This window comes from Paraburkholderia sp. Tr-20389 (assembly GCF_017104565.1).
In the GTDB taxonomy this organism is placed as follows: Bacteria; Pseudomonadota; Gammaproteobacteria; order Burkholderiales; family Burkholderiaceae; genus Paraburkholderia.
In genome coordinates this window covers 542,264-565,183 of record NZ_JAAGPD010000001.1, presented here as the reverse complement: position 1 = coordinate 565,183, position 22,920 = coordinate 542,264, and the positions used below count along the sequence as shown (strand labels likewise).

Annotated in this window: 18 protein-coding genes and 1 pseudogene; 8 read left to right on the top strand and 11 right to left on the bottom strand. The window is 61.1% G+C overall.

From position 1 onward, the window contains the following. The first annotated feature begins 113 nt into the window (after window positions 1-113). From G3N95_RS02495 to G3N95_RS02485, 3 genes are all read left to right on the top strand, one after another. Window positions 114-395, top strand: coding sequence for a hypothetical protein (locus G3N95_RS02495; protein WP_205968359.1), 282 nt, complete (start codon window positions 114-116; stop codon window positions 393-395). A gap of 207 nt (window positions 396-602) precedes the next feature. After that, complete coding sequence (locus G3N95_RS02490; RefSeq protein WP_205968358.1) at window positions 603-1,577, top strand: LysR family transcriptional regulator; 975 nt, start codon at window positions 603-605, stop codon at window positions 1,575-1,577. Window positions 1,578-1,722: 145 nt separating this feature from the next. After that, on the top strand, window positions 1,723-3,090 hold the full coding sequence (locus tag G3N95_RS02485; RefSeq protein WP_205968357.1) for an MFS transporter: 1,368 nt from the start codon (window positions 1,723-1,725) through the stop codon (window positions 3,088-3,090). 109 nt (window positions 3,091-3,199) lie between these two features. Here the strand turns inward: G3N95_RS02485 and G3N95_RS02480 are convergent, their stop codons facing one another. The 6 genes from G3N95_RS02480 to ugpC form a co-directional block, all read right to left on the bottom strand. Next, a complete protein-coding gene (locus tag G3N95_RS02480) occupies window positions 3,200-5,626 on the bottom strand; it encodes a beta-galactosidase (protein WP_205968356.1) in 2,427 nt (808 codons plus the stop codon). Beyond that, window positions 5,623-7,596, bottom strand: coding sequence for a beta-galactosidase (locus G3N95_RS02475; protein ID WP_205968355.1), 1,974 nt, complete (start codon window positions 7,594-7,596; stop codon window positions 5,623-5,625). Before G3N95_RS02475 ends, G3N95_RS02480 begins: the two co-directional genes overlap by 4 nt. Window positions 7,597-7,651: 55 nt before the next feature. Continuing rightward, a complete protein-coding gene (locus tag G3N95_RS02470; RefSeq protein ID WP_205968354.1) occupies window positions 7,652-8,503 on the bottom strand; it encodes a carbohydrate ABC transporter permease in 852 nt (283 codons plus the stop codon). Window positions 8,504-8,532: 29 nt separating this feature from the next. After that, the gene (locus tag G3N95_RS02465) at window positions 8,533-9,435 is read right to left on the bottom strand and encodes a sugar ABC transporter permease (protein WP_205968353.1); all 903 of its coding nucleotides are present in this window, start codon (window positions 9,433-9,435) and stop codon (window positions 8,533-8,535) included. Window positions 9,436-9,551: 116 nt separating this feature from the next. Then, the gene (locus tag G3N95_RS02460) at window positions 9,552-10,760 is read right to left on the bottom strand and encodes an extracellular solute-binding protein (protein ID WP_241018217.1); all 1,209 of its coding nucleotides are present in this window, start codon (window positions 10,758-10,760) and stop codon (window positions 9,552-9,554) included. A 204-nt stretch (window positions 10,761-10,964) separates the two neighbouring features. Next, window positions 10,965-12,116 (bottom strand): sn-glycerol-3-phosphate ABC transporter ATP-binding protein UgpC, encoded by a 1,152-nt coding sequence (gene ugpC, locus G3N95_RS02455; RefSeq protein WP_205968351.1) that lies wholly within the window; start codon window positions 12,114-12,116, stop codon window positions 10,965-10,967. 229 nt (window positions 12,117-12,345) lie between these two features. On the opposite strand from ugpC, the gene G3N95_RS02450 reads away from it, so the two are divergent. Continuing rightward, on the top strand, window positions 12,346-13,350 hold the full coding sequence (locus G3N95_RS02450) for a LacI family DNA-binding transcriptional regulator (RefSeq protein WP_205968350.1): 1,005 nt from the start codon (window positions 12,346-12,348) through the stop codon (window positions 13,348-13,350). Between the two features lie 97 nt (window positions 13,351-13,447). Continuing rightward, entirely contained in the window at window positions 13,448-13,843 is a 396-nt protein-coding gene (locus tag G3N95_RS02445) for a hypothetical protein (RefSeq protein ID WP_205968349.1), read from the top strand. 874 nt (window positions 13,844-14,717) lie between these two features. Here the strand turns inward: G3N95_RS02445 and G3N95_RS02440 are convergent. From G3N95_RS02440 to G3N95_RS02425, 4 genes are all read right to left on the bottom strand, one after another. Further along, the gene (locus G3N95_RS02440; RefSeq protein WP_205968348.1) at window positions 14,718-15,299 is read right to left on the bottom strand and encodes a hypothetical protein; all 582 of its coding nucleotides are present in this window, start codon (window positions 15,297-15,299) and stop codon (window positions 14,718-14,720) included. A gap of 44 nt (window positions 15,300-15,343) precedes the next feature. After that, window positions 15,344-16,516: an MFS transporter gene (locus tag G3N95_RS02435; protein WP_205968749.1), complete on the bottom strand. Its 1,173-nt coding sequence runs from the start codon at window positions 16,514-16,516 to the stop codon at window positions 15,344-15,346. Between the two features lie 230 nt (window positions 16,517-16,746). Continuing rightward, on the bottom strand, window positions 16,747-17,505 hold the full coding sequence (locus G3N95_RS02430) for a hypothetical protein (RefSeq protein ID WP_241018170.1): 759 nt from the start codon (window positions 17,503-17,505) through the stop codon (window positions 16,747-16,749). 44 nt (window positions 17,506-17,549) lie between these two features. Continuing rightward, window positions 17,550-18,797 (bottom strand): MBL fold metallo-hydrolase, encoded by a 1,248-nt coding sequence (locus G3N95_RS02425; protein WP_205968347.1) that lies wholly within the window; start codon window positions 18,795-18,797, stop codon window positions 17,550-17,552. 299 nt (window positions 18,798-19,096) lie between these two features. Here G3N95_RS02425 and G3N95_RS40475 point away from each other — a divergent pair. The 3 genes and pseudogenes from G3N95_RS40475 to G3N95_RS02410 form a co-directional block, all read left to right on the top strand. Further along, window positions 19,097-19,219, top strand: a pseudogene (locus G3N95_RS40475) (LacI family DNA-binding transcriptional regulator); the annotation flags it as partial. Between the two features lie 185 nt (window positions 19,220-19,404). After that, entirely contained in the window at window positions 19,405-20,577 is a 1,173-nt protein-coding gene (locus G3N95_RS02415) for a branched-chain amino acid ABC transporter substrate-binding protein (protein WP_205968345.1), read from the top strand. A 121-nt stretch (window positions 20,578-20,698) separates the two neighbouring features. Further along, a complete protein-coding gene (locus G3N95_RS02410) occupies window positions 20,699-22,063 on the top strand; it encodes an MFS transporter (protein WP_205968344.1) in 1,365 nt (454 codons plus the stop codon). A 62-nt stretch (window positions 22,064-22,125) separates the two neighbouring features. Here G3N95_RS02410 and G3N95_RS02405 read toward each other — a convergent pair whose 3' ends face one another. Further along, window positions 22,126-22,878: a FadR/GntR family transcriptional regulator gene (locus G3N95_RS02405; protein WP_205968343.1), complete on the bottom strand. Its 753-nt coding sequence runs from the start codon at window positions 22,876-22,878 to the stop codon at window positions 22,126-22,128. Between the last annotated feature and the right edge of the window lie 42 nt (window positions 22,879-22,920).

Below are 22,920 nucleotides of genomic sequence, written 5' to 3'. Positions count from 1 at the left end.
GCGGGCCTCCAGCGGATCGCGAGGTGCGCCTGGCATAGCTCCTGCAGAAGTCGTCGCGGGCGCCATGACGGCCCCGTATGGCGCTAGCCGCCGCATCCGCATTGGAGTCCCTCATGAACGCGAAACTGACCGGCGCGCTGCTCGCCGCGTGCTTCTCATCGTTTGCCATGCCTGTCCTCGCCGGCGGTTACGACACCGCTTCCGATGTTCGAACAGCGGGCGTCATCAAGGCGTCTCACGCGGGGCAAACCGCCCAGACCGTCTCGCCTCATGGCGGCAAGCGTTCCGAAGGTTCGAAGACTCACGGCGGCGTCGGCGGCACGGATTCGGGGAAATCGGACTCCGGCCGGCGCGAGCAGCCCGACAGCATCGATCCCATGTATCGCGGCGGCTGACACGTCTCGCATTTCGTGGCACATGCAGAGAACCTGAGGCTATTGTCAGGTTTGCACCGAATTCGCCCGACGATAAGCGCTATTTGCACGCCATTCTGCATTTGGCGTGCCTGACTATTCGCCAATTCCGGCTAATGAAGCGGTTTGCTTGTTTTTGCTATCCCGCGCGTTCTATCCTGTGTGGTTTCGAAGCCGATAGGGGATAGCGTGGACCGCGTTCAGGCAATGGAAGTGTTCACTCGTGTGGTCGATGCCAACAGCTTCACGCGTGCCGCCGAACAACTCGGCATGCCGCGCGCGACGGTGACGACCACCATCCAGAATCTCGAAGCGACGCTCGGCGTGCGTCTGATGAACCGGACCACGCGACGTCTGTCGCTCACACCGGAAGGCGCCGCCTACTACGAGCACTGCATTCGCATCATCACGGACATCGCGGAAACGGACGCGAGTTTCCAGGCAGGCAACCGCAAGCCGAGCGGCGCGCTGCGCGTGCACATGCCGAACTCGCTTGGCCGTCATCTGGTGATTCCTGCATTGCAGACCTTTCACCAGCACTATCCGGACATCTCGCTCGATCTCGGCCTGTCGGACCGTCCCGTCGATCCCGTCGAGGAAGGCATCGACTGCATGATCCGGGCAGGCGCACTCGAAGATTCGTCGATGGTTGCGCGCCGCATCGGTACGCTCAAGCGCGTGACGTGCGCATCGCCGGACTACCTCGCGCGCTACGGCGAACCGCAGAGCATCGACGATCTCGCGATGCATCACGCGGTGAATTTCCGCGTCGCGCACGGCACCCGTCCGATGCCGTGGATCATTCTCGTCGACGGCAAGCCGATCGAAGTGCGGATGAACGGCGTCGTCACGGTCAACGATTCCGAAGCGTACGTGAAGTGCGGGATGGAAGGCTTCGGCCTGATCCAGCCGATGTTGTTCATGGTCGCGCCGCAACTGCGCGACGGCTCGCTGAAGGAAGTGTTGCCCACGTTCAAGCCGAAACCCAAGCCGATTTCGATCGTGTATCCGAACAACCGGCATCTGTCCGCGAAGGTGCGCGTGTTCGCCGACTGGGTCGCTGAACTGTTCGAATCGACGCCTGCATTGGCGGGCGGCGAAGAACGGCGCGTCGTCGTGCCCAGGCGCGAGACGCAACCGGATCATGGGCCGATTGCGGCGTAGCGCGCGTGTTGTCGTTGAGCGGGTTCGTTTTATGCGGCACGTTATGACATAAGGTGAACCCGCCTTTCTGATGTGACGATTGGAACCACTCGGCATATTCCATGTCGGAAAATCATATCGCGCTTGCAATTGGGAGGGGTGCGAAATGGTTACGGAACAGCCGGGGGCCACACCCCTTTCCGAAGAAGACGCACACCGGCAATTGCGCCGCGCGGTCATTGCCAGCACCATCGGTACGACGATCGAATGGTACGACTTCTTCCTCTACAGCACCGTCACGGGTCTCGTGTTCGCCAGGTTGTACTTCCCGGAATCGGACCCGCTCGTCGGCACATTGCAGGCATTCCTGATCTACGCCGTCGGTTTCATCGCGAGGCCTGTCGGTGCGGCCATTTTCGGACACTACGGCGACCGCATCGGACGCAAGGCGACGCTGATCGTCACGCTGCTGTTGATGGGGCTGGCCACGTTCGCCGTGGCCTTTGTTCCGACCTATGCGACGATCGGAATCTGGGGGGCGGTCCTGCTCACCGTATTGCGTTTCATCCAGGGTGTCGGCGTGGGCGGCGAGTGGGGCGGTTCGGTGCTGATGTCGATGGAATGGGCGCGCACTAATGCGCATCGCGGCTTCGTCGCTTCGTGGCCGCAATTCGGCGTACCCGCCGGGCTATTCATCGCGAATCTCGCGGTATTGGCGATGAGCCAGCTATCGGGCAGCGCGTTTCTCACGTGGGGCTGGCGCGTGCCGTTCTTCCTCAGTATCGTGCTGGTCGCGATCGGCCTCTATATCCGGCTGAACATTCTGGAGACGCCGATTTTCGCGCGCCTGCTAGCGGAGCGGAAGATCGAAAAGGCGCCGGCGCTCGAAGTCATTCGCCGTCAGCCGAAAGACATTCTGCTGTCCGCGTTCGCGCGGATGGCCGAACAGGCACCGTTCTATATCTTCACCGCCTTTGTGTTCACCTATGGCGTGAGGACGCTGGGCGCATCGCGCGACCTGTTGCTGATGGCCGTGCTCGCGGCTTCCGTACTGGAGTTCGTCACGATCCCGCTGTTCGGTCACATGTCCGATCTGATCGGCCGCAAGCGGATGTACATGATCGGTGCGGCGATTGTCGGCATATTCGGCTTTCTCTACTTCGCGATGGTCGATACGAAGAACCCGATGTGGATCTTCGCCGCCATCGTGCTCTCGCTGGTGCCGCATTCGATGATGTACGGACCGCAGGCAGCGTTGATTGCCGAGACCTTCACGGGGCGGCTGCGCTATAGCGGGGCGTCGTTGGGCTATCAACTCGCGTCCGTGATCGCGGGCGGTCCCGCGCCGCTGATCGCGACCGCGCTGTTCGCCTACTATCACTCGGGCTATGCCATTGCGGGCTATGTGTTCGTGTGTGCGGTGATCAGTCTCGTTGCCACGTCGCGTCTGGGCGACTATACGAATCGCGATATTTCGCGCGAATACGATGAAGCGCGAGGGATGGGCGATCACCGGCACGCGCATGCGCGATGATGCACTGTCGTCTGGCAATGTCGAAAAAAGCGGCGTACGCGCGGCCGTGCATGCATGCGGCGATGCATGGCACGGCTCGCGCGTGCGCCGTCAAGACGGCCCGTGACCGTCACCTTCTCGAAACGACTACCTCGTACTCGGGCACCCAGTTCACGCTTTGAAGTGCAGCGACCTGACCGTTCGTGTTCATGCGTGGGTCGTGACGTGCGTCGATATAAATGGGCGCGTCCGCGCGCAGCGGCAGCACGGTCAGCATCAACGGCTGCTGGGCGTCGATCGTCACATTGCGCACGCCGATTTGCCACGGCAAGCCGTTGTAGAAGTGATCGTCGATCAGATCAGCGCCCGAGAACAGCCGCCCGATATCGCCTGTATATCGAATCGACAGATACGCGTTGCTCAGGCCGGGCGCGTTCAACGCTTCTTCCGGCAGATCGATGCGCCATGCGGCAGCCGCGCCGAATGTCTCGGGCGTGGGCTCGACAGCGGCGCGCGCCGTACCGCCCAGCACGATGGGCGGTACATTTCGAGCCGCACGCAAAGGCGTGATCTGTGCATCGAATGCGATAGGCTGCACGTTAACGGTGAAGCGCTGGAAGATGCCTTGTCGCTGTGATTCGGCTAATCGATGCGTCGACTGAGGGGCACGTTCGAACGGCGGATACACGGCTAAATCGAACGATGCAGCACCCGTCGAACGCAACACGAGTTCGCCATCGCGTTCGAAAGTCAGCGCATCGGTCAGAATCAAACGACGCTGTCCATCGAACGGCAACACGCTAAGCCTTTCGCTGTCCTCGCTCGAGAGCGTAATGATCGTAACGCGCGTGCCGTCTCTGCATGTCGCGACGAATGCGTCGCCGGGTGTCGGTTGCACTATGAGCGCATCGTCCGCTTCGTGCACCTTTAAAGCAGAGCGAGCATCGGCGGATGCGATCTGCTTCACCGAGTCCATTTCGAAAGCGAACTCGGACGCGATGCCGTCCGTCGCCGCGAACACATGCGCTTCTTCGCCTTCGGCAAACTTAAGGCAAGTGACGGGCTGCGCCGTTGCATAACGCAACCGCGCGCTGCCGAGTTGCAACCCGATGGGCCAGATGAACGACGCACCTGGCGCGATATCGATCGGCAACGAAGGCAGCGTGACCGCGCCCGTCGCGAGCTTCACCGAGAATCGAACGCTATTGCGCGCGGGCAGCCGATGCTGGCGCACGTGGTTGTTGAAGAACAGGAAGCCGCGATTGCTATCGGCGCGCACCGAATAGCGCGGGGTCACCAGATCGTCGGCGCTCGGCGGCACCACGTCGGGGCGATACACGTCGCACGTGGCCAACGTGCTGCCCCATTGCTGAAGAAACAGATGCGCCGCTCGCAGTTTGCCGAGCACGGGATGCGCTTCGCCATTGGCGCCGAATGGTGCCTGAAAATCGTAGTTGACGATGGGCAAATCGTTATAGCCGCCCGTCGCCGTCGATTCCTGTCCGTCCAGATCGCCGGGCGGATTGCGTCCGCCATGCAGCATGTAATAGCCGTATAGGTTCACACCGGAGCCGAGTTGCACGGGCAGCATCGCGGCGATGTCGTCGGCGTCGAGCACCGGACGGCGGCGATACATCGTCGGCACGCCGCCGCCGAACTCGGCGCCGAGAAAGGGCGTTGCATCGGTGACGGCGTCGGCATCGCCCGGTTCGTCGTTGTGAGTCTGCGCACCGAGATCGCCGCCCACGCGGCTCGTGAAGCGAAAGCCGTAGACTTCATTGGGCGGCGACATCGCCGTCGAAGTGCCCCACGGCAAGTCCGGATACCCGCCGAATACGGGTGTCACGTCGTTGTGCGGAAACACGGCGTTGTCCCAACCCGTCACGGTGTACAAGGGCACATCGAGGCCCGCTTCGAGCGCGAGCCGCTTGAGGGTCGCGATATGCTCGCGGCCTTGCTGTGGGCCTGTCAGGTTGTACTCGTTCTCCAGCTGAATGCCGATGACAGGGCCACCGTCTTTCCAGAACAAGCCTTCGAGCTGCGCTGCGATCTGCGCAAAAAAGCGCTGCACGTATTGCAGATACAGCGGATCGTCGCTGCGCGCAGGCACCTGATCGACGACCCACGCGGGGATGCCGCCATAACGCACTTCCGCATGGACCCACGGACCGATGCGAACGAACGCGAGCAGCCCACGCTTCGCGCTGGTTTCGACGAAGCGTCGCAGATCGTTGCGTGCATCCCACGCGAATTGTCCAGGACGCGGCTCGTGATATCGCCAGATCACATACGACGACACGATATCGACACCGGCCGCCTTGACCTTGGCCAGTTCGTCTTCCCATTGCGCTTCGGGCACGCGCGAATAATGCAGCTCGCCCATCACGGGCAGCCACGGCTCGCCGTCGCGCGTCAGATAACGGCTGTTGATGCCGATCACGCTTCCATCGGGCGACGTGCTCGTGCCCGTCCGCAGCATGCTTGCGCGCGGCGCATCGGCAGGGCGGCTGGCGTCGACGGTCAGCAGCGTCGACGCGTGCGGCGCGCGGGCCGTCATGCGTCGATCCACGCGCACACATCGGCCGTGCCGAGCGTGCGTTGTCCGAGAATGAATTGCGCGTTGTCGGGCGCGGGCGCGTCGACCGCCTGCGCGCCGAAGTTGAACGCAAACGTGACGTCACCGCGACGGCGCACGCGCAGCCCTTCCTGCAAGCATGCGACGGCGAGTCCTGCGTCGCGCGCCGCGCCTTCCAGCAGTGCGCGATGCAGCGCGGCATCGAACCACGCGCATGCATAGCGCACTTGTCCGCGCGCGACGACGGCTGGCCAGTTGTCATCGAAGCGAGCGAGCACGTCGAGACCGTCGCGCGTTTCCAGATGCTCGCGCCAGTGCAATGCGATACCCGTTACGCCGTCGAGTGTCGCCGACGGTTGCAACGTAGGTCGCAACGAATCGACTTCGAGCACCTTGAATGGCAAGGTGTTCTGCAATGCGCCGGGTGGCAGCTGTGCAGGAATCGCGAAGTCGGCTGTCTTCGATCCCGTGCGCGGTCCGATCACCCACTGAGCCGAAGACTGTTCGATCGTCTTCGCAAAGCCCGTGGGCAAAACCGCGAGCCCCGGCACGACGACGAGCTTGTAGCCGGAAAGATCCGTATGCGCCGACACGATATCGACATCGATCGCCATCTCGCGAAGTGTGCGGTAATAGTCGAAGGCGAGCGTCTGATAGTCGAAGCCCTTCGCATGCCGCTGGATTTCGAACATCCATTGCGTCTCGTAGTCGAACACGAGCGCGACCTCGGCACGCGGCGCAGGGCCGCTTTGCGCGAGCATGGAGAGCGCCGCCGATTGCGCGATTTCCTGTGCGGCGCGCGCCACTTCGCGGCCGCCTGGCGAAAGCGTGTTGTCGGGCAGATTCAGACCCGAATGCATCTGCTCCTGCGCAAAAGGCGCTTGCCGCCAGCGGAAGTACGACACCAGTTCGGCGCCGTGCGCGAACGCTTCATAGGCCCACAGACGCACCATGCCTGGCGCGGGCACCGGGTTCCACGGCGCCCAGTTGACGGGGCCCGCTTCCTGTTCCATCACCCAGAAGCGGCCCTGGCCGATCGCGCGATAGCGGTCGTGATCGAAGGCCGACACATCGGGATGCCCCGTGCGGGCATAGCGTGCCTTGTCCTCTTCGCTCAACGCGATCACTTCCGTCCGCGCAATCGGATAGCTGTCCCACGTCGCGACGTCGATGCTGTTGTTCGCGGCGAAGCGATAGTGATCGAAGGTCGTGAAGAAGCCCATGAAGTTGTGCAGCATGTCTGCGTTCGGCGCGTAACGTCGCAACACATCGATCTGTTCGCGGTGAAAGCTCGACACCTCATCGGACATGAAGCGCCGGAAGTCGAGCAGATGAATCGGGTTCGCGTCGGTGGGCGTGAGGTTCGGCAACTCGATCGTATCGAACGACGGATATTCCATGCTCCAGAACACCGTGCCCCAGCGGTCGTTCAGGTTGTCGACGGTTTCGTAGCGACGCGCGAGCCACGCCTGAAAGCGCGCTCGCGCCGCCTTCGAATAGCTCGGCACCGTTTCATGGCAGCCGAGTTCGTTATCGGTTTGCCACGCGACGACGGCGGGATGCGCGCCATAGCGCTGCGCCATCGCGTCGACGATCCGCACACATTCGCGTCGATACGGTTCGCTGCAAACATCATAGTGACGGCGCGAACCGTAGTTCCACGTCGTGCCGTCGGCACGCACGGGCAGGATCTCGGGCATCGCATCGACGAGCCACTTCGGCGGCGATGCAGTGGGCGTGCCGAGCACGATCTTGAGGCCCGCGTCGGCGAGCGTCTTCACGGCGCGGTCCAGCCACGTCCATTCGTACACGCCTGCGCGCGGTTCCATGCGGCTCCATGCGAACTCAGCGATCCGCACATGCGTGATGCCGAGTTCGACCATCCGGCGCGCGTCGTCGGCCCACATCGTTTCCGGCCATTGTTCGGGGTAGTAGCAAACACCCAGTTGCATTGTCGATATCTCCAGAGATCAGTAGTGGGCTGTCGGCTCGATAGGCGAGCCCTTGTCAGCCTTTGCTTGCGCCGAACGTGAGGCCGGCCACGAAATGCTTTTGCATCGCGAAGAACATCAGCACGGAAGGCAACGCGGCGAGCACCGAACCGGCTGCGACGAGATTCCATGCGGTCGTCCATTGCCCTTTGAGGGCCGCGACACCGACTGTGATGGGCGCGGCGTCGTCGCCTTGCGTGAGGCACAGTGCCCAGAAATAGTCGTTCCAGACGAACGTGAAGACGAGGATGCCGAGCGCGGCGAGTGCAGGGCGGATCAGCGGCAGAACGATGCGCGCATAGATGGTCCATTCGCTTGCGCCTTCGACGCGCGCCGCTTCGATCAGCTCGAACGGCAACTGCTTGATGAAGTTGCGCAGGAACAGCGTGCAAAAGCCGGTCTGAAACGCGACGTGAAAGATGATCAGCGCCCACACCGTGTTGAACAGACCGACCTTCAGTGCCATGTCGCGCACGGGAATCATCAGGATCTGCACGGGTACGAAGTTGCCCGCGACGAACGTGAACAGCACGACGATGTTGCCGCGAAAGCGATACGTCGCGAGTGCGAAGCCGGCCATCGACGCGAGCAGGATCGCGCCGAGCACGGAGGGCACCGTGATCAGCACGCTATTGGCGAAGTAGTGCAGCATCGGCGTCTGCGTGAGCGCGGTGCCGTAGTTGTCGAGCAACGCGAAGTGCTTTGGCCACGTCCAGTAATCGCCTTGCGACAGTTCATCGGATGAGCGGATCGATGTGATCAGCACGGCGAGCATCGGCAGCAGCCACACGAATAGCGCGAGCGGCAGCGATGCCTTGTAGATCGCGCGATTCCAGGGTTTCCAGCGTTCGACGGGAAGCGGATACATGACAGTTCTCCTTGGGCAGGATGCGTGAATCAGCGTTCTTCGCGCAGCATCCGGCGCAGATGGAACACGATGTAGACGAGCATGATCGCGAACAGCACGACGGCAATCGCGGCCGAATAGCCTTCGCGGTAGTACTTGATGGCCTGGTCGTACATGTAATAGGCGAGCACGGTGGAGCTGTCGAAGGGGCCGCCGCCGCTCATCACGGCGATCAGATCGAAGCTGCGCAGCGCGCCGATCACCGTCAGCACCACGGCCATGAAGGTGGCGGGGCGCAGTTGCGGCAGGATCACGTGCCACAACAGACGCCAGCCCTTCGCGCCTTCCATGCGCGCGGCCTCGACCACCTCGGGATTGATCGACGTGAGGCCCGTGAGATACAGCACCATGCAGTAGGGCGTTTGCGGCCAGAGCGCGGCGAACACGATGCCGAACGTCACGGTATGCGCATCGCCGAGCACGGGAATGCCGTGGCCGACGATCACTTTGAGCAGACCGAAGGTCGGATCGTAGAACCAGCTGAACACGAGACCCACGACCACACCCGACAGCACGAACGGCGCAAAGAACAACGACTTCACGACGCGCATGCCTTTCACCTGCTGGTTCAGATACAGCGCGAACAGCAGGCCCAACGGCGGCGCGAGCAGGAAGAACACGAGCCAGATGAGGTTGTTCTTCAGCGCGACATAGAACGTATCGGCCTGAAACAGCTCGACGTAGTTGGCGAGTCCGATGAAGCTCTTCGCCGTCATCCCATCCCAGTTGTAGAAGCTGAGCGCGATGCTGCTGAAGATCGGATAGATCACGCACAGGGCGAACAACGCGCAGCCCGGCAGCAGAAAAAAGAATGCCGCGCGATTGCGTGCGCGCCCGGATGCGGACGTGCGTCGGCTGCGCGCCGAAGGCAGGCGAGCGATAGACGTGGACATGACGAAGACCTCGTTCGATGCCGCCCGCGTGATGCGGGGAGCGGCGGGTGATTCGCGGGCGCAGCGCATGCGATGCGCCCGGCAGCGGCCGCGTGCAGCACGGCCGCTTCAGGACATCACTTGTGATAGATGCGCTTGCGGGTCGCTTCGAGACGGGCGAGCAGCGAATCGATCTGCGACGGATCGTTATAGAACTGCTGCATTGCCTTCATGCCTTCGTCGGCCATTTCCTTCGTCATGTCGCGATCGTAGAACTGCGCGATGCCGCCCGTCGTGCTGGCGAGCGTCTGGAAGCCGACCTTCGAGATCGGGTCTTCAGGCTCGGTCGCCTTGCTGTTCGACGGCAGTTGACCCCAGCCGCGTGCAAGGTCCGCGTTGATTTCAGGCGTTTCCATGAAGGCGAGCAGACGGCGCGCGTCGGTCTTGTTCTTCGCCTTCGCAGGAACCAGCAGCACGTTGACGGGACCGTCTTCCGCCATCGGCACCTTCGGGTCGATCACCGGGAAGCGCATGAAGCCGATCTGGTCTTTTACGCTCGCCGGAATGCCCGCCGAGAAGAACGTGCCCATCAGCATCATCGCGGCCTTGCCGTTGGCGAGGAACGGGCCGATGGAGTCGAGGTCGTAGGAGAGCGCGTTGTCGATGTAGTAATGGTCGTCCATCAACGTCTTCCACGTCGTGTAGACCTTCTTCACGCGCGGATCCGTGTACGGTATTTCGCCTGCCATCAGCTTCTGATGAAACGCGTTGCCGTTGATGCGCAGGTCGAGATAATCGAACCATGCCGCGAGCGTCCAGCTGTCGCGTGCAGCGACGGCGATGGGCGCTACGCCGCTTGCTTTCAGCTTCTTGCAGGCATCGAGGAATTCTTCCCACGTCTTCGGTTCGCTCTTGATGCCCGCCTTTTCGAACAGATCCTTGCGATAGAAGAAGCCGTACGCGTCGTAGCCGAGGGGCGCCGCGTACTGCTTGCCGTTATAGGTCGAGGCTTCTTTCACCGATGCATACTGCTGGCTCCAGCCGTTCTTGGCCCAGTCGCCGGAGAGGTCTTCGAGCAGCCCGCGCTTCGCGTAGTACGCCATGCGCTCGCCGTCGTGCCACGACACGACATCGGGCGGATCGGTGGCGAGCCAGCCGCCCATCTGCACCTTGTACGCTTCCTCGGTGATGTAGGTGATCTTCAGATCGACATCGGGATTGGCTTTCTTGAACTTGTCGAACGCGTCCTGCCACGTCGAGCGCTGATTGCCGCGCGCCGACACGTTCACGTTCAGCTGACCGGCGTCGGCATTCGTGACGAGGCCCGACAGCAACGCCGCCGACATCGCGACGGCAGCCGTCACGGAGCGCGTGTTGAAAGAGGCGAGCCCGGCGATGCGGCTCAGGTGCTTGTTGATCATCGTGGTGTCTCCTTGAACTGCGTTGTTGGCCGCCCGCTCGATGCGGACGGCGGTCTTCGTGCCCACTGCGCCGGCTCTGTGGCCGGCTGCTGACAGTGGCGAACCCGGCGGGCGCGGTTCGCGTCGGTGCTAGGCGGTTTGCAGCGCGAGCGGTTGCGTGTCGATTGCGACCGAGCGCTCCAGTGCGATGCCTTCTTCATCGAACAGATGGCAGGCGTCGGCGGGCAGACGCAACGCAAGCGACTCGCCGTTGCGGATCGCAACATCGCCGGGCGCCTTCGCGATCAGCGTGCCGTCCGCGCATTCGACGTGCACATAGCTGTGTTCGCCGAGTTGTTCGGTAAGCAGCGATTTGACCGCGAGCGTTTGCGCGTCGCCGTCGAGGCGCATGTGTTCGGGACGAATGCCGAGTGTGATGGGCTGCCCGCGTTTCAGACGCGTGCCGTCGACCTGCGCGCGCAACGTCGAGCCACTCTTCTTGAGTCTGACGTGCACGCTGTCGTGTGCAACGGCATCGACTTCGCCGTCGATGAAATTCATGCGCGGCGAGCCGATGAAGCCTGCCACGAACCTCGAACGCGGCCGATGATAAAGCTCGAGCGGCGCACCGATCTGCGCGATGCTGCCGAAGCGCTGCGTATCCGTGCCCGCATGCAGCAGCACGATCTTGTCGGCGAGCGTCATCGCTTCGATCTGATCGTGCGTCACGTAGACGACGCTCGCGTTGGCGAAGCGCTGATGCAGCCGCGCGATCTCGATGCGCGTCTGGCCACGCAGCGCGGCATCGAGATTCGACAGCGGCTCGTCGAACAGAAACACGCCAGGCTCGCGCACGATCGCACGGCCGATCGCAACGCGCTGTCGCTGACCGCCCGACAGCTCGCGCGGCTTGCGTTCGAGCAGCGCATCGAGTTGCAGCACGCGCGCTGCTTCGCGCACCTTGCGGTCGATCTCGGACTTCGGTGTCTTCGCGAGCTTCAGGCCGAACGCCATGTTTTCGTACACGGACATGTGCGGGAAGAGTGCATAGCTCTGGAACACCATCGCGACGCCGCGCTCTGCAGCGGGGACTCCGTTCATTGACTGGCCGCCTATGGTCACGTCGCCATCGGTCTCATCTTCGAGTCCCGCGACGATGCGCAGCAACGTGGACTTGCCGCAACCGGACGGACCAAGGAACACGCAGAACTCGTGCGCGCCGATTTCGAGGTTGAGGTTCTTGATGACAGGCGCATTCGCGCCGAACGTCTTCTGGATGTTTCTCAGGGAGATCGCAGACATGGTGTTTTCCCTGGATTTAAACGCTTAAATTCGCGTTGAAAAAAATCGCGCAGAGGCTTGCGCGCCGGGGATTTAAGCGTTTAAATTCGGGTGTGCTCGAAAGCTCGATCATGTTCGTCTCCAATGTGCTTTCGGACAAAGTTATCAAAGCCTGCGTGAGGTGTGCAACATCTGATTCGCAGTCTCTCAATGTGGGATCTTTCATTTTCTTTCGGACACTGCAACAGGCATGGCGACATTAAGCGACGTTGCGCGACGCGCGCAGGTCACGGCGGCCACCGTGTCGAACGTCTTGCGCAACCCGGACAAGGTGCGCCCGGAGACGGCCGAGCGCGTGATGCGCGCGATCCGCGAACTCGGCTACCGCCCGAATCTGAATGCGCGCGCGTTGGCGGAGGGGCGCTCGCCGACGCTTGCGCTGATGCTGTCGAGCATCGCGAATCCGTTCTATCCTGAGTTCGTGTTAGCGGCTGAACGCGCGGCGCGGCGCGCCGGCTACTTCCTGATGGTGTGCAACACGGACGACGACGCGGAGATCGGCCGGGCGTATCTGACGCAGATTGCGGGCACGCTGGCGGAAGGTGTGCTGGTGCTCAACACGGATATCGCGATCAACGAACTGTGCGCATCCGCGGCGGTGGGCGCGCCGATCGTGCTGAGCCTGTGGGAGCATCCCGAGCGTCTGCCGGCGTTGCCTTGCGTGGCCGTCGACTTTGCGCATGCGGGCGAGCTTGCAGCGCGGCATCTGCTCGAACTGGGGCATCGCGATATCGGCATGCTGGTGGGCGATGGTTGTGGCGGTTTGCAGGATGCGCGCGCGACGGGCTTTCGCGAGGTGATGCGCGAAGCGGGGCTCGAACCGGACGATGCCGCCGTGCTGGAGATTCCGGATACGATCGACGCGGGCTTTGCTGCATGTATGGAGTTGATGGAACGCGAGCCGCATCTTAGCGCGCTGTTCGCCACCAACGACCTGCTTGGCATTGGCGCATTGCAGGCGCTGGCGACGCTGGGCCGTAAAGTGCCCGACGATGTGTCCGTGATCGGCATCACGGACATTCAGCTTGCGCACCAGGTGCGGCCTTCGCTGACCACAGTGGCGATCAATACGGAGGCGATTGCGCAGGCGTCGATCGAATTGCTGATACGGCTGATTCACGAGCCGCATGGCGAAGGCCCGCCGCCTGCTGTGATTGCGCCGTTACCGCGGCTGGTGAGGCGGCAGTCGACGTGAGGCGTCGAAGCCGGGTTTTCTGCGCGGCGCGGCATCGTGACGGCAGTTGCGGTATAAGTGACATTCGCCCGAATCTACCTGAAGCAGACAGCACATCATGACACCCTACGTGGACGCAGCGGCACTCGTCGCGCTTGCAAAACGCGCCGAAGAACGCACCGCTGCGCCGTGCTCTTGCACGAAGACGCCGCTCGACGGCTGGCAATCGCAGCCGCTTTCCCTCGATGAGACGCAACTCGTCGAGATCGCGACGCTGATGCATGAGGCTCATGCTGAGCCTACGTTTGAGGAGTATCGGCCGGATAACGTGCAGTATTGGTCGGCGGATGCGCCTATCGCGCCGCAGTACTTTCCTTATAACCGCTGTGGGGTTTGGGAGTGCTCGCAGTGCGGGCGTCTGTATTTGCGTTATACGGAAGGGGGTGGGTATTTTGTCGATCGGAGGATTCGGGCGGTGAAGTCGGTTCTCATCGTAGATGTTGGCGTGAAATGATTCACGGTGTTTGCGGTTTTGTTGTTGTTGTTGTTGTTGTTGTTGGCGTCCGCGTGATGTCTCTGGTTCGCTAGCGTTGCCCCTGTGCGGGGCGGCACCTACTTTTCTTTGCAGCGGCAAAGAAAAGTAGGCAAAAGAAAGCCGCTAACACCGCCAGCACTTGACGTTCGCCCAGGGGCTCTCAACGTCCCCGTCCTGCGCGCGGCATCGTGCTAATCCATGCCCGTTGCCCGCGTTCCTGGATTCGCCTCACCCACCTCATACTCCTGCGTCACTAACTGCCTTACCAGGAAGTCCACCGCCGCCCAGGTGGCAAACTATGTGTAGGCCGTCGCGATGGAAGTGCTCCACTCCGGACTGAAAAGCGGGATCGGTGTCGTAGGATCGGCAACGCGCATGGTGCGACAACCTACACACCGTTTGCCACCTGGGCGGCGCGGACGGTTCGCTGCCGCTGGCTGTCTGCGGGTGATTGGAGTGGGTGATGCGCCTGTTCAAGGCGCTGGCAACGGGCGCAAAACAATGTGTTGCCGTTTGGAGTGCGGGACCCGTTGGGGGCCCGCAGGCAAAAACACGGGCTGGCGGTGTGAGCCCGCTTTCTTTGCTTACTTTCTTTGCGGCGGCAAAGAAAGTAAGTGCCGCCCCGCACAGGGGCAACGCCAGCAAACCAAAGACATAGCGCGGATGCCAACGCAAAAACCCGAACCAGGAAGGGCGACGCCGGCAAAAAATCCAAGGGGCAACGCCAGCAAACCAAAGACATAGCGCGGATGCCAACGCAAAAACCCGAACCAGGAAGGGCGACGCCAGCAAAAAATCCAAGGGGCAACGCCAATAAACCAAAGCCATAACGCGGATGCCAGCGAGCAAAACCCTAATTCGCCACCCCTGGCGTAACGGATATAGCTACAGCCTCGCTACGCACAATCTCAACCTGATCGCCAACATGTATATCCCGCAACTGCTCGGGATCTACGAGCACATTCTCCCTGCCTTGCGGTCCCCTGATCGTAATGTGTTTCCCATTCGCATCGATAGCGACGACATCGCCCACAATCGTCACTTCACGCCGGATCGTGCCGCCCGGCTTGGCGCCTGAAGCAGCCGGCAGCAAGATCTGCCGCTCACTCGAAGACCGCGGCCCGCTCGTTTTCCTGAGGCTCAGCGACCTCGCTTCGCGATACTCAGTAGTGACGACATCGCCGATCTTGAGCTGATCGAAGTTGCGCACCTGCTCGCCCGCCTTGAGTTCCTCCGTCTTGCCATTCCTGTTCTTCAACGTGACAGTCCGCGTGGTGGGATCAATGGCGATTACCGTGGCAATGACCGTGTTCGTCCCCGTCACCGTGGTCGTGTCGTTTCCTCTCTGGATCTCCACGGATGGCTGCGTCTGGGCAAGGGCCGGACCCGTCGTCGTCGCGACGACGGCTGCTGCAAGCATGTAGCGGATCTTCATTGTCGTGCTCCCTTCTCATTGCGGCGCATCCCGCCATCGTCGGATTACGCCTTGATCGTCAGCGCCGGCATGCGGCGCTTGTCTCGCAGAAACGCGAGCAGCAACGCCGCCAACGCGCACGCCGCAATGACAGTCAACAGCGCGCCTTTGCCGCTGTGAACCAGCAGCCAGCCTCCGACCGTCGGAAAACCAAATGCGCCGATGAAGTACGCGGTCACGAACCACGTCAGAACGGCATTGTGATGCGTTACGTCCGAATCGTTGACGAGCTGCGTCTGCATGACGGGATAGACGAGCCCATACCCCGTTCCGAACAGCACCGCCGCAGACAACTGAAAGAACACGTGCAAGGGCACGGCGAACATCGAAGCAATGCCGAGCACCATCACGACAAGCAGCACCTTGGTCGCGGTTTCAGTGGAGATGTTGGCGACGAGCCGGGAAAGCAGCCATCGCATCGAAACCACGGTCAACGTGTAGAGGCTGAAGAAGGTGCTCGCCTGTGCATGCGTGCCCTGAACGAGAGACATCTGGAACGTCATGATGCCGGAGAAGACGCAGGCGCCAAGCGCGATCATCAGAATCGGATAGACGGCGCGCGTCCGGACGATTGCGCCCAGAACGCCCACCCATCGCTCATTCTTCATTGCGCCGGACGAATGCGGCAAGAGCCGTCCGAATACCTCCAGCAGGACGGACGCGATTGCACATAGGACCGCTATGACGCCAAGCGCGCTATTGACGGACCAGTGCAGAAAGTGAATCGCATACGCGGCGAGTGCCGGGCTACCGCCGATTCCCGCCATCTGGAATGTACCGAAGCGCAGAAACCAGATGCCGCGATCGGTTGCGTGCGTGCGCTCAGATAATGCCAACGGTGCGGCAACATAGAACGCGCCCCAGCCGAGACCAATAAGAAATCCGGCCATCACTTCCAGCGAGCTGTCGCGTATCGTTGCCGAAAAGCCCATAAGGCCGATACCGACGCAGAGTGCGGATAGCGCAGCCATGCGCGCCGTTCCGATACGCGGCGCGAGCGAACGGACCATTGTCACGCCCACGAAAGTTCCGAGCACGCCGCCCGCCAGCGCGATACCCGTGTCGAACTCGTTTCCGCCGATGGACCGGAAGCGCATCGAAAGGAGAAAGGTGGCGCCGTATCCCGCGCCCGTCAGCAGCGTACCGATGAGGAACAGCATCGCGCCGGCTGGGCGCATCGTGGAAGTGAAAGTTGACACGGCGATCGGTTGGTCATCGTTAGACGAAATAGTATGAACTGGCGGGACACTTTTGCTCAACGATGGGGCGCGCCGTCGACCCGTCCCGTCGCGGATATGGCCGGAAATCAAGCTAGTCAGCAATCATCGTGCCGCGCATTCCGCCGGCTTTCAAAGATGACGCGTGCAGTCTCGTACTGCACGCGTTCATGGCGTTGCGGTATGCGAACTCAGACTTCCCGCTGAAACTTCAATCGACCATCGTTTTCAATGGGAAAGGCGATCGTGACAAATCCTCTGTCGCGCGCAATCGACACGGCGTGACTCTCTTTGCCGCTCTTGCTTGCGGGCCAGATAAGCATACGAAGCGCGGACGTCCCGATGCGGCTGGCATCCACCCCGGATGCAGCCGAAAAGAAGGCCACGGTCGCTTCAGGTGCCTGATTCAGCCGGTCCGTGATTCTTTCGAGTTGTTCCAACACGCGCGTCAGCGAGCGCACCGCCTTGAGTTCGATGAGGACCGGAAAGTAGTCGTCGCCTTTACGGCCCAGTGCAATCACGTCAGCCCGGATATCGTCCAGACGAAATTCGTCCGATACGAAGATCAACTGGTCAAGCAATGCCTCACAGTCCAGCATCTTGGGAAGACTTGCGGGAGCCATCAGCGCCTCGCGAATCAGACCGGCCTGCACGCGATGTTCCGGCTTGCCGTTTCCGGCTTTGCCTTTACCATGCCCCGCTGACCTGGCTCTTTGCAACGCTCGATCGAGATTAGCCGTTGTGCCGACCGCTTTGCAGTCGATATACAGGCTCCCACAGGGGTTGTCGCCGTGCAGAGAAACAGGCCGAAATCCGTTGCCGCCCACGCGGATATAGACATCATCTTTTGCCAGTTCGCGCAGTTCGTCGTGCCGTTGACGCCTGAGCTGGGCAAACCCCGTCATCTTCTCGAGATGCACCTTCCACGTATTGTCTTCGATGGTCATCATGTCGCTTCTAAAGGTAAGTCGAAATCGTCGATGGGATCGCGGAATCAGAGATCCCACCATTCTCCGTCGGCGTGTGGTTCCACGTTGTCGAACCGCTCCGCGTAGAGATCCGGTCTGAAGCTGTGAATCGGCACGACCTTTCTGGCATCGAGCGCTTTGACGAATGTCTTCAGATCGCGTGGCGAAGCATGGCCGGAGGTGTGCAGCATCGTCGGAACGATCCCTTGCCGATCGATCCATGCCTTTAGTTTGTCGTAGGTCCCGTGATTCCAGTAGCCTTCCCACTGCGAATACACGTAAGAAGCGCCCGTGAGGCACTTCGCTTGATCGAGGTCGGAACAATGCAACGGCCTGAACAGCAGCGTGAACCTGTGCGGCGCTCGGGCGAGATCGGTTTGATAGATCCGTTTAGCGGAATGCCGTGAGAGAAGTTCGAATAGTGAATTTTTCTTGATGTGCAGCCGCTGCGCGTGCGGAACGAACAGCGCGATATTGTCCCAATCCGATTGAGGCAGGCTGGCATTTCCGGTTGCTTCCAGCAGGGCCGCCGCGTAGAGATCGATAACCAGCGTACGCCCCGACTTTTTCGCTGCGCGAAAGATCGAGACCAGTCTGTCGATGTTCTGCACGGATGCGTGAACCAGCGCCAACCCCGCAGTTTCGCGGAACGTATCGACCAGTTTCGCTTCGATGTCGCTTTCATTCGGGAACGTCGCATCCGCGCTCAACCTGCTCAGCGACGAGCCTTCGACCAGCAACGCATCGATACGCGTGGGAGGGCGCTTGACGATTGCGTCGAAGAGCCGCGATTTACGGCCATGCGCGCGGAAATCTCCGCTGTAAAAGATCCGCTTGCCGTCTGCTTCGATCAGCAGCGAGTAAGCGTCGTAGGCAGAGTGATCGACCAGATAAGGGGTGATCTGGAACGGGCCGACGTTGAACGTGGTTTCCGATTCGTAGTCCCAGCCCGATGCGGGCACCGGCCAGTCGCCTGGTACGAAGCTGGATGCCGCTTGCAGGATTCGCCGGGCCGAACGCCCGAGTCCAATTGGGACGCGCCGCGAAACATGAGCGAGCAGACCATAGTGATCGAGGTGCGGATGGGAAATCAGGATCCCGCATAGCGATGGGTCGTTGCCGTCGATGCCCCGGATGCCCGGCAATAACACCGCATCGTTATTCGCCGCGTCCAGCGGCAAACCGAGATCAAGCACAAGTCGCTTGCCGCCGGTCTCGAGTTCAACACAACTTCCGCCAATCTGTTTGCTTCCCCGATGTATGCACGCTCGCATGTCGTATCCGATTTTTTTGTGGACTATACGCTCAAACTTTTCGTGCTTATAGATTCAAACTCGCGGCGTTTGAATTTACACATCGGGCCACTATTTTTCTCTATTGGAATCGCGGATTGAATTGGAGATTCTAATTTTTCGGAAACCATTCGCAATCTGACGACGCGCTCCAAACCTCCGCTGTCCATTCCACTTGGTGCTTACTCTCGAACTTGATACGCGTTCGATCGCAGCTATCGAGCGCAGCCCGATTCCGCATCTGTTCGAGGACACAAGTTTTGCCAGTGGACAACCCTTCTATGGCAGACAAACGCCGCGTGCGCAGAGGCAGCGGTCGCGTGACGCTGGACGATGTCGCTCGTGCAGCGGGCGTCGCGCCGATGACGGCATCCCACGCGCTCAATTCGCCGGAAACCGTGAATCCCGCTGCGCGTTACCTCTCCCACACCCTCGAAAACCCTGGATACGGCGCCTTTTTTGACCCGTTGACATATGACGTCTTACCTAATACTTTGATAGCAGGTGAGGGCAGAAAATCCTGTCCGTCGCTCGAGTCGACGCACCGGGCCACCGCCGACCATCCATTCGCAATCCGCTGAGGTATTCGATGAAAACCCCGCTTTCGCTCACACGCTTCGCGTTGGCCATGTCAGTGGCTGCCGGCGCGCTCATATCCAGTCCTGCCGCTTTTGCGGGCGACGTAACTATCGGCTTTGCGGCGCCGTTGACGGGCGGATCGGCGCACTACGGCGTCGATCTGAAGCGCGGGGTCGAACTCGCGCTCGACGATGCCAACGCGAAGAAGCTCGTCATTGCGGGCCAGCCCGTGCATTTCGTCCTCGATGCGGAGGACGATCAGGGCGATCCGCGCATGGGCTCGCAGGTTGCGCAGAAGATGGTCGATTCGAAGGTTGCGGGTATCGTCGGGCACTTCAATTCCGGCACGAGCATTCCTGCTTCCCGCATCTACAACACGGCCGGGATACCGATGGTCTCGCCGACGGCCACGAACCCGACGCTGACGTCGCAAGGCTTCGGGAATGTGTTCCGCGTGGTCAATTCGGACGCGCAGATGGGACAGCTTGCGGGCCATTCGGCCGTCAACGCGCTCAAGGGCAAAAGCATTGCGGTGATCGATGACCGGACCTCGTTCGGGCAGGGGATGGCGGACGAATTCGTCAAGGGCGTCGAGGCGGCGGGAGGCAAGATCGTCGATCGTGAATTCACATCCGACAAGGCCGTCGACTTCAAGTCCCAACTCACGCGCATCAAGTCGTTCAATCCGGACGTCGTGTTCTGGGGCGGCCTCGATCAGCAGGCCGGTCTGGTGATGAAGCAGATGCGGCAGCTCGGCATCAAGGCCGCGATGCTGGGCGGTGGAAGCTTCGAGAACGATACCTTCCTCAAGGTTGCCGGCGAGAGCGCGGAGGGCGCGATGTCGTGGGACTACGGCATTCCGTTGTCGAAGATGAAGACGGGGCGTGAGTTCGACGAAAAGATGAAAGCCAAGTACAAGGAGGGCGTGGTCGCGTACGCACCTTCCGCGTATGACGCGACCTGGGTGTTGATCAACGCCATGCAAAAGGCCAATTCCACCGATCCGAAAGTGTATGGATCGTTCGTGAAATCGGTTGCCTTCGAAGGTATCTCCGGAAATATCGCGTTCATGCCGAATGGCGACATGAAAGACCCGACGGCCACTTTCTACAAGGTTGTCGGCGGCAAGTGGGTGCCGCAGGCCGTTGCGGTTGGCGACAAGGTCGAACCGCTCAAGAACTGAAGTCGGTTGCAAGCGCAGGGCTCGCATAGCGAGGCAGCGGCGGCATCGAGTGAAGCGATCGCCACCGTCTGCCTCGCTGCTTCACGTCATTTCCCTTTCTGTCACGACTGGAATCATTCATATGGATGTCAAGAGCGAAGCAGAATACCTGGTAGACAATGACAGCGGCAATCTTTCACGTCAGCGTGACAGCGGGCCTGGCCGCCGCCGTGTCGGGCAACGCGAACTGAACCGGGTCGTGCTTGCATCGGTGGTCGGCAGCTTCGTCGAATGGTTCGAGTTTTCGGTGTATGGCTATCTTGCCGCCGTCATGGGGCGCGTGTTCTTTCCTGCGAGCGCGCCGGGTACGCAACTGGTTGCATCGCTCGCTGCGTTCGCGATTGCGTTTTTCGCACGTCCTTTTGGCGGATTCATTTTCGGTCCGATTGGCGACCGCTACGGACGCAAAAACGTGCTGACCGCGACCATCGTGTTGATGGCACTCGCGACGTTCTGCATTGGCCTGATACCCGATCACGACGCAATCGGTATCGCGTCACCCGTCCTGCTCGTGCTGCTTCGACTCTTGCAGGGCGTGTCGGCAGGCGGCGAAGCGAGCGGCGCCGCGATCTTCGTCGCAGAGTACTGCAAGGACCGCAACCGGACGCTGGTCACCAGCTGGATCGAAGTGGGCTGCATGAGCGGCTTCTGCTTCGGCGCAGTGGCGGCGGCCGGGCTCACTCACTCGTTTAGCCAGATTCAGATCGATGCGTGGGCATGGCGTCTTCCGTTCCTGCTTGCGCTGCCTCTTGGTGCAATCGGACTGTATATCCGTTATCGACTCGAAGAGACACCTACTTTCGAGGCAGCGCACAGGGCAGGTGGCTTTCGCGAACTGTTTGCGTCTCACAAGGGTGCGCTTTTGCAGTCGAGCGGCATCATCATCGTGACCAATGTGACGCTTTTCATCGTCGTCACCTATATCCCGACTTATCTGGTGAGTACCTTGCGACTGGATGCGTCGACGGGTTTCACGATCGCGCTCGTCTCGCAGGCCTGCCTGATCGTGACGATTCCGCTGCTGGCCGTCGTGGCAGACCGGATCGGACGCAAGGCCATGATGCTCGCGGGCAGTCTTGCGCTCGCGGTGCTGGCTGTGCCGTGCTTTCATCTGCTGACTGTCGAAAGCGTGGGGCAGCGGTTGATCGCGTTGCTGATGCTGAACCTGTGTCTTGCGGCACTGCTGTCGTGCATTTATTCGCAGATACCGTCGCTGTTCGAAACGGGTGTGCGCTTCACAGGCATGGCAGTCAGCTACAACGTTTCCGTCGCATTGTTCGCGGGCACCGCGCCGATGATCAATTCGTTTCTGATTCAGGTAACGGGCAGCCGCATGATTCCCGCGTACTACCTGATCGCTGCCGCCGTGATCGGCATACTGGCGCTGGTTTGTTGCGTGGACCGTACGGGCAGGCCGATGCGCGGAGATCAGCGAAGCATCGACTGACTGGGTTGCCGATCAGGTCCTCGTGATGAGCGCGTGGACCTGATCGCCAGACCGTGTGATCGTTACTCGGCGCGCGTGCTCGACAGATTGTGATAGCGTTCGAGGCTTTCGTTCAGATGGCGTCGCATTGCTCGGCGCGCGGCGCTTTCGTCCTGCTTCTCGATCGCCTCGAGAATGTCGCCGTGTTCGCGTTGAATGCGCCGTATGTACGTCTTGCGTTCCTTGGGGTTTGCCTTCGCATGCTTCAGGCGCAGATCGATGATGATCTCTTGCCCCAGCGTGCGCAGAATCGACGCGAAGTGCGGATTCTCCGAACAGGTGGCGACGGCGAGATGGAACTCGAAGTCGGCGCGTGCGCATTCCGCATCGTCATCCACAGCGACGATCTCCATGCGTGCGTAGACTTCCTTGAGTGCTCGCAGGTGCGCGTCTGAACGGCGCTGCGCAGCATACGCCGCACATTCGGTTTCGACACCGATGCGCAACTCGAGCACGTGCATCGAGCTGTTCAGCGTGGTCGAATCGATGAAGCCGGCCCCCGCGGAATGCTCAGCGGCCTCGGCGACGAACACACCTACGCCGTGACGCGCAATGAGACGGCGGCCGAGTTTGAGCGATGCAACGGCTTCGCGGATCACCGTGCGGCTGACGCCGAATTCGGTGCACAACTCGGGTTCGGTAGGCAGCTTGGCACCCGGCGCGTATTCGCCGCGATCGATCTTGTCGCTCAGTGCTTGAATGACGAGTTCGGTCAGGCTGCGGCGCTTTCCCGAGCTCGCGGCCGTTTTCAGAAGAGTTTCAGCGTCCAGAGTCATTCCGTGTGCTCCACACCGGATGAAAAACTCTGCAATTTACGG

Excerpts from the sequence above, each read along its gene's own strand:
- G3N95_RS02430 (WP_241018170.1), bottom strand. The coding sequence starts at position 17,505 with ATGATGACCATCGAAGACAATACGTGGAAGGTGCATCTCGAGAAGATG.
- G3N95_RS02485 (WP_205968357.1), top strand. The coding sequence starts at position 1,723 with ATGGTTACGGAACAGCCGGGGGCCACACCCCTTTCCGAAGAAGACGCA.
- G3N95_RS02415 (WP_205968345.1), top strand. The coding sequence starts at position 19,405 with ATGAAAACCCCGCTTTCGCTCACACGCTTCGCGTTGGCCATGTCAGTG.
- G3N95_RS02495 (WP_205968359.1), top strand. The coding sequence starts at position 114 with ATGAACGCGAAACTGACCGGCGCGCTGCTCGCCGCGTGCTTCTCATCG.
- G3N95_RS02425 (WP_205968347.1), bottom strand. The coding sequence starts at position 18,797 with ATGCGAGCGTGCATACATCGGGGAAGCAAACAGATTGGCGGAAGTTGT.
- G3N95_RS02445 (WP_205968349.1), top strand. The coding sequence starts at position 13,448 with ATGACACCCTACGTGGACGCAGCGGCACTCGTCGCGCTTGCAAAACGC.
- G3N95_RS02450 (WP_205968350.1), top strand. The coding sequence starts at position 12,346 with ATGGCGACATTAAGCGACGTTGCGCGACGCGCGCAGGTCACGGCGGCC.
- G3N95_RS02465 (WP_205968353.1), bottom strand. The coding sequence starts at position 9,435 with ATGTCCACGTCTATCGCTCGCCTGCCTTCGGCGCGCAGCCGACGCACG.
- G3N95_RS02460 (WP_241018217.1), bottom strand. The coding sequence starts at position 10,760 with ATGTCGGCGGCGTTGCTGTCGGGCCTCGTCACGAATGCCGACGCCGGT.
- G3N95_RS02475 (WP_205968355.1), bottom strand. The coding sequence starts at position 7,596 with ATGCAACTGGGTGTTTGCTACTACCCCGAACAATGGCCGGAAACGATG.
- G3N95_RS02405 (WP_205968343.1), bottom strand. The coding sequence starts at position 22,878 with ATGACTCTGGACGCTGAAACTCTTCTGAAAACGGCCGCGAGCTCGGGA.
- G3N95_RS02410 (WP_205968344.1), top strand. The coding sequence starts at position 20,699 with ATGGATGTCAAGAGCGAAGCAGAATACCTGGTAGACAATGACAGCGGC.
- ugpC (WP_205968351.1), bottom strand. The coding sequence starts at position 12,116 with ATGTCTGCGATCTCCCTGAGAAACATCCAGAAGACGTTCGGCGCGAAT.
- G3N95_RS02480 (WP_205968356.1), bottom strand. The coding sequence starts at position 5,626 with ATGACGGCCCGCGCGCCGCACGCGTCGACGCTGCTGACCGTCGACGCC.
- G3N95_RS02470 (WP_205968354.1), bottom strand. The coding sequence starts at position 8,503 with ATGTATCCGCTTCCCGTCGAACGCTGGAAACCCTGGAATCGCGCGATC.
- G3N95_RS02435 (WP_205968749.1), bottom strand. The coding sequence starts at position 16,516 with ATGCGCCCAGCCGGCGCGATGCTGTTCCTCATCGGTACGCTGCTGACG.
- G3N95_RS02440 (WP_205968348.1), bottom strand. The coding sequence starts at position 15,299 with ATGAAGATCCGCTACATGCTTGCAGCAGCCGTCGTCGCGACGACGACG.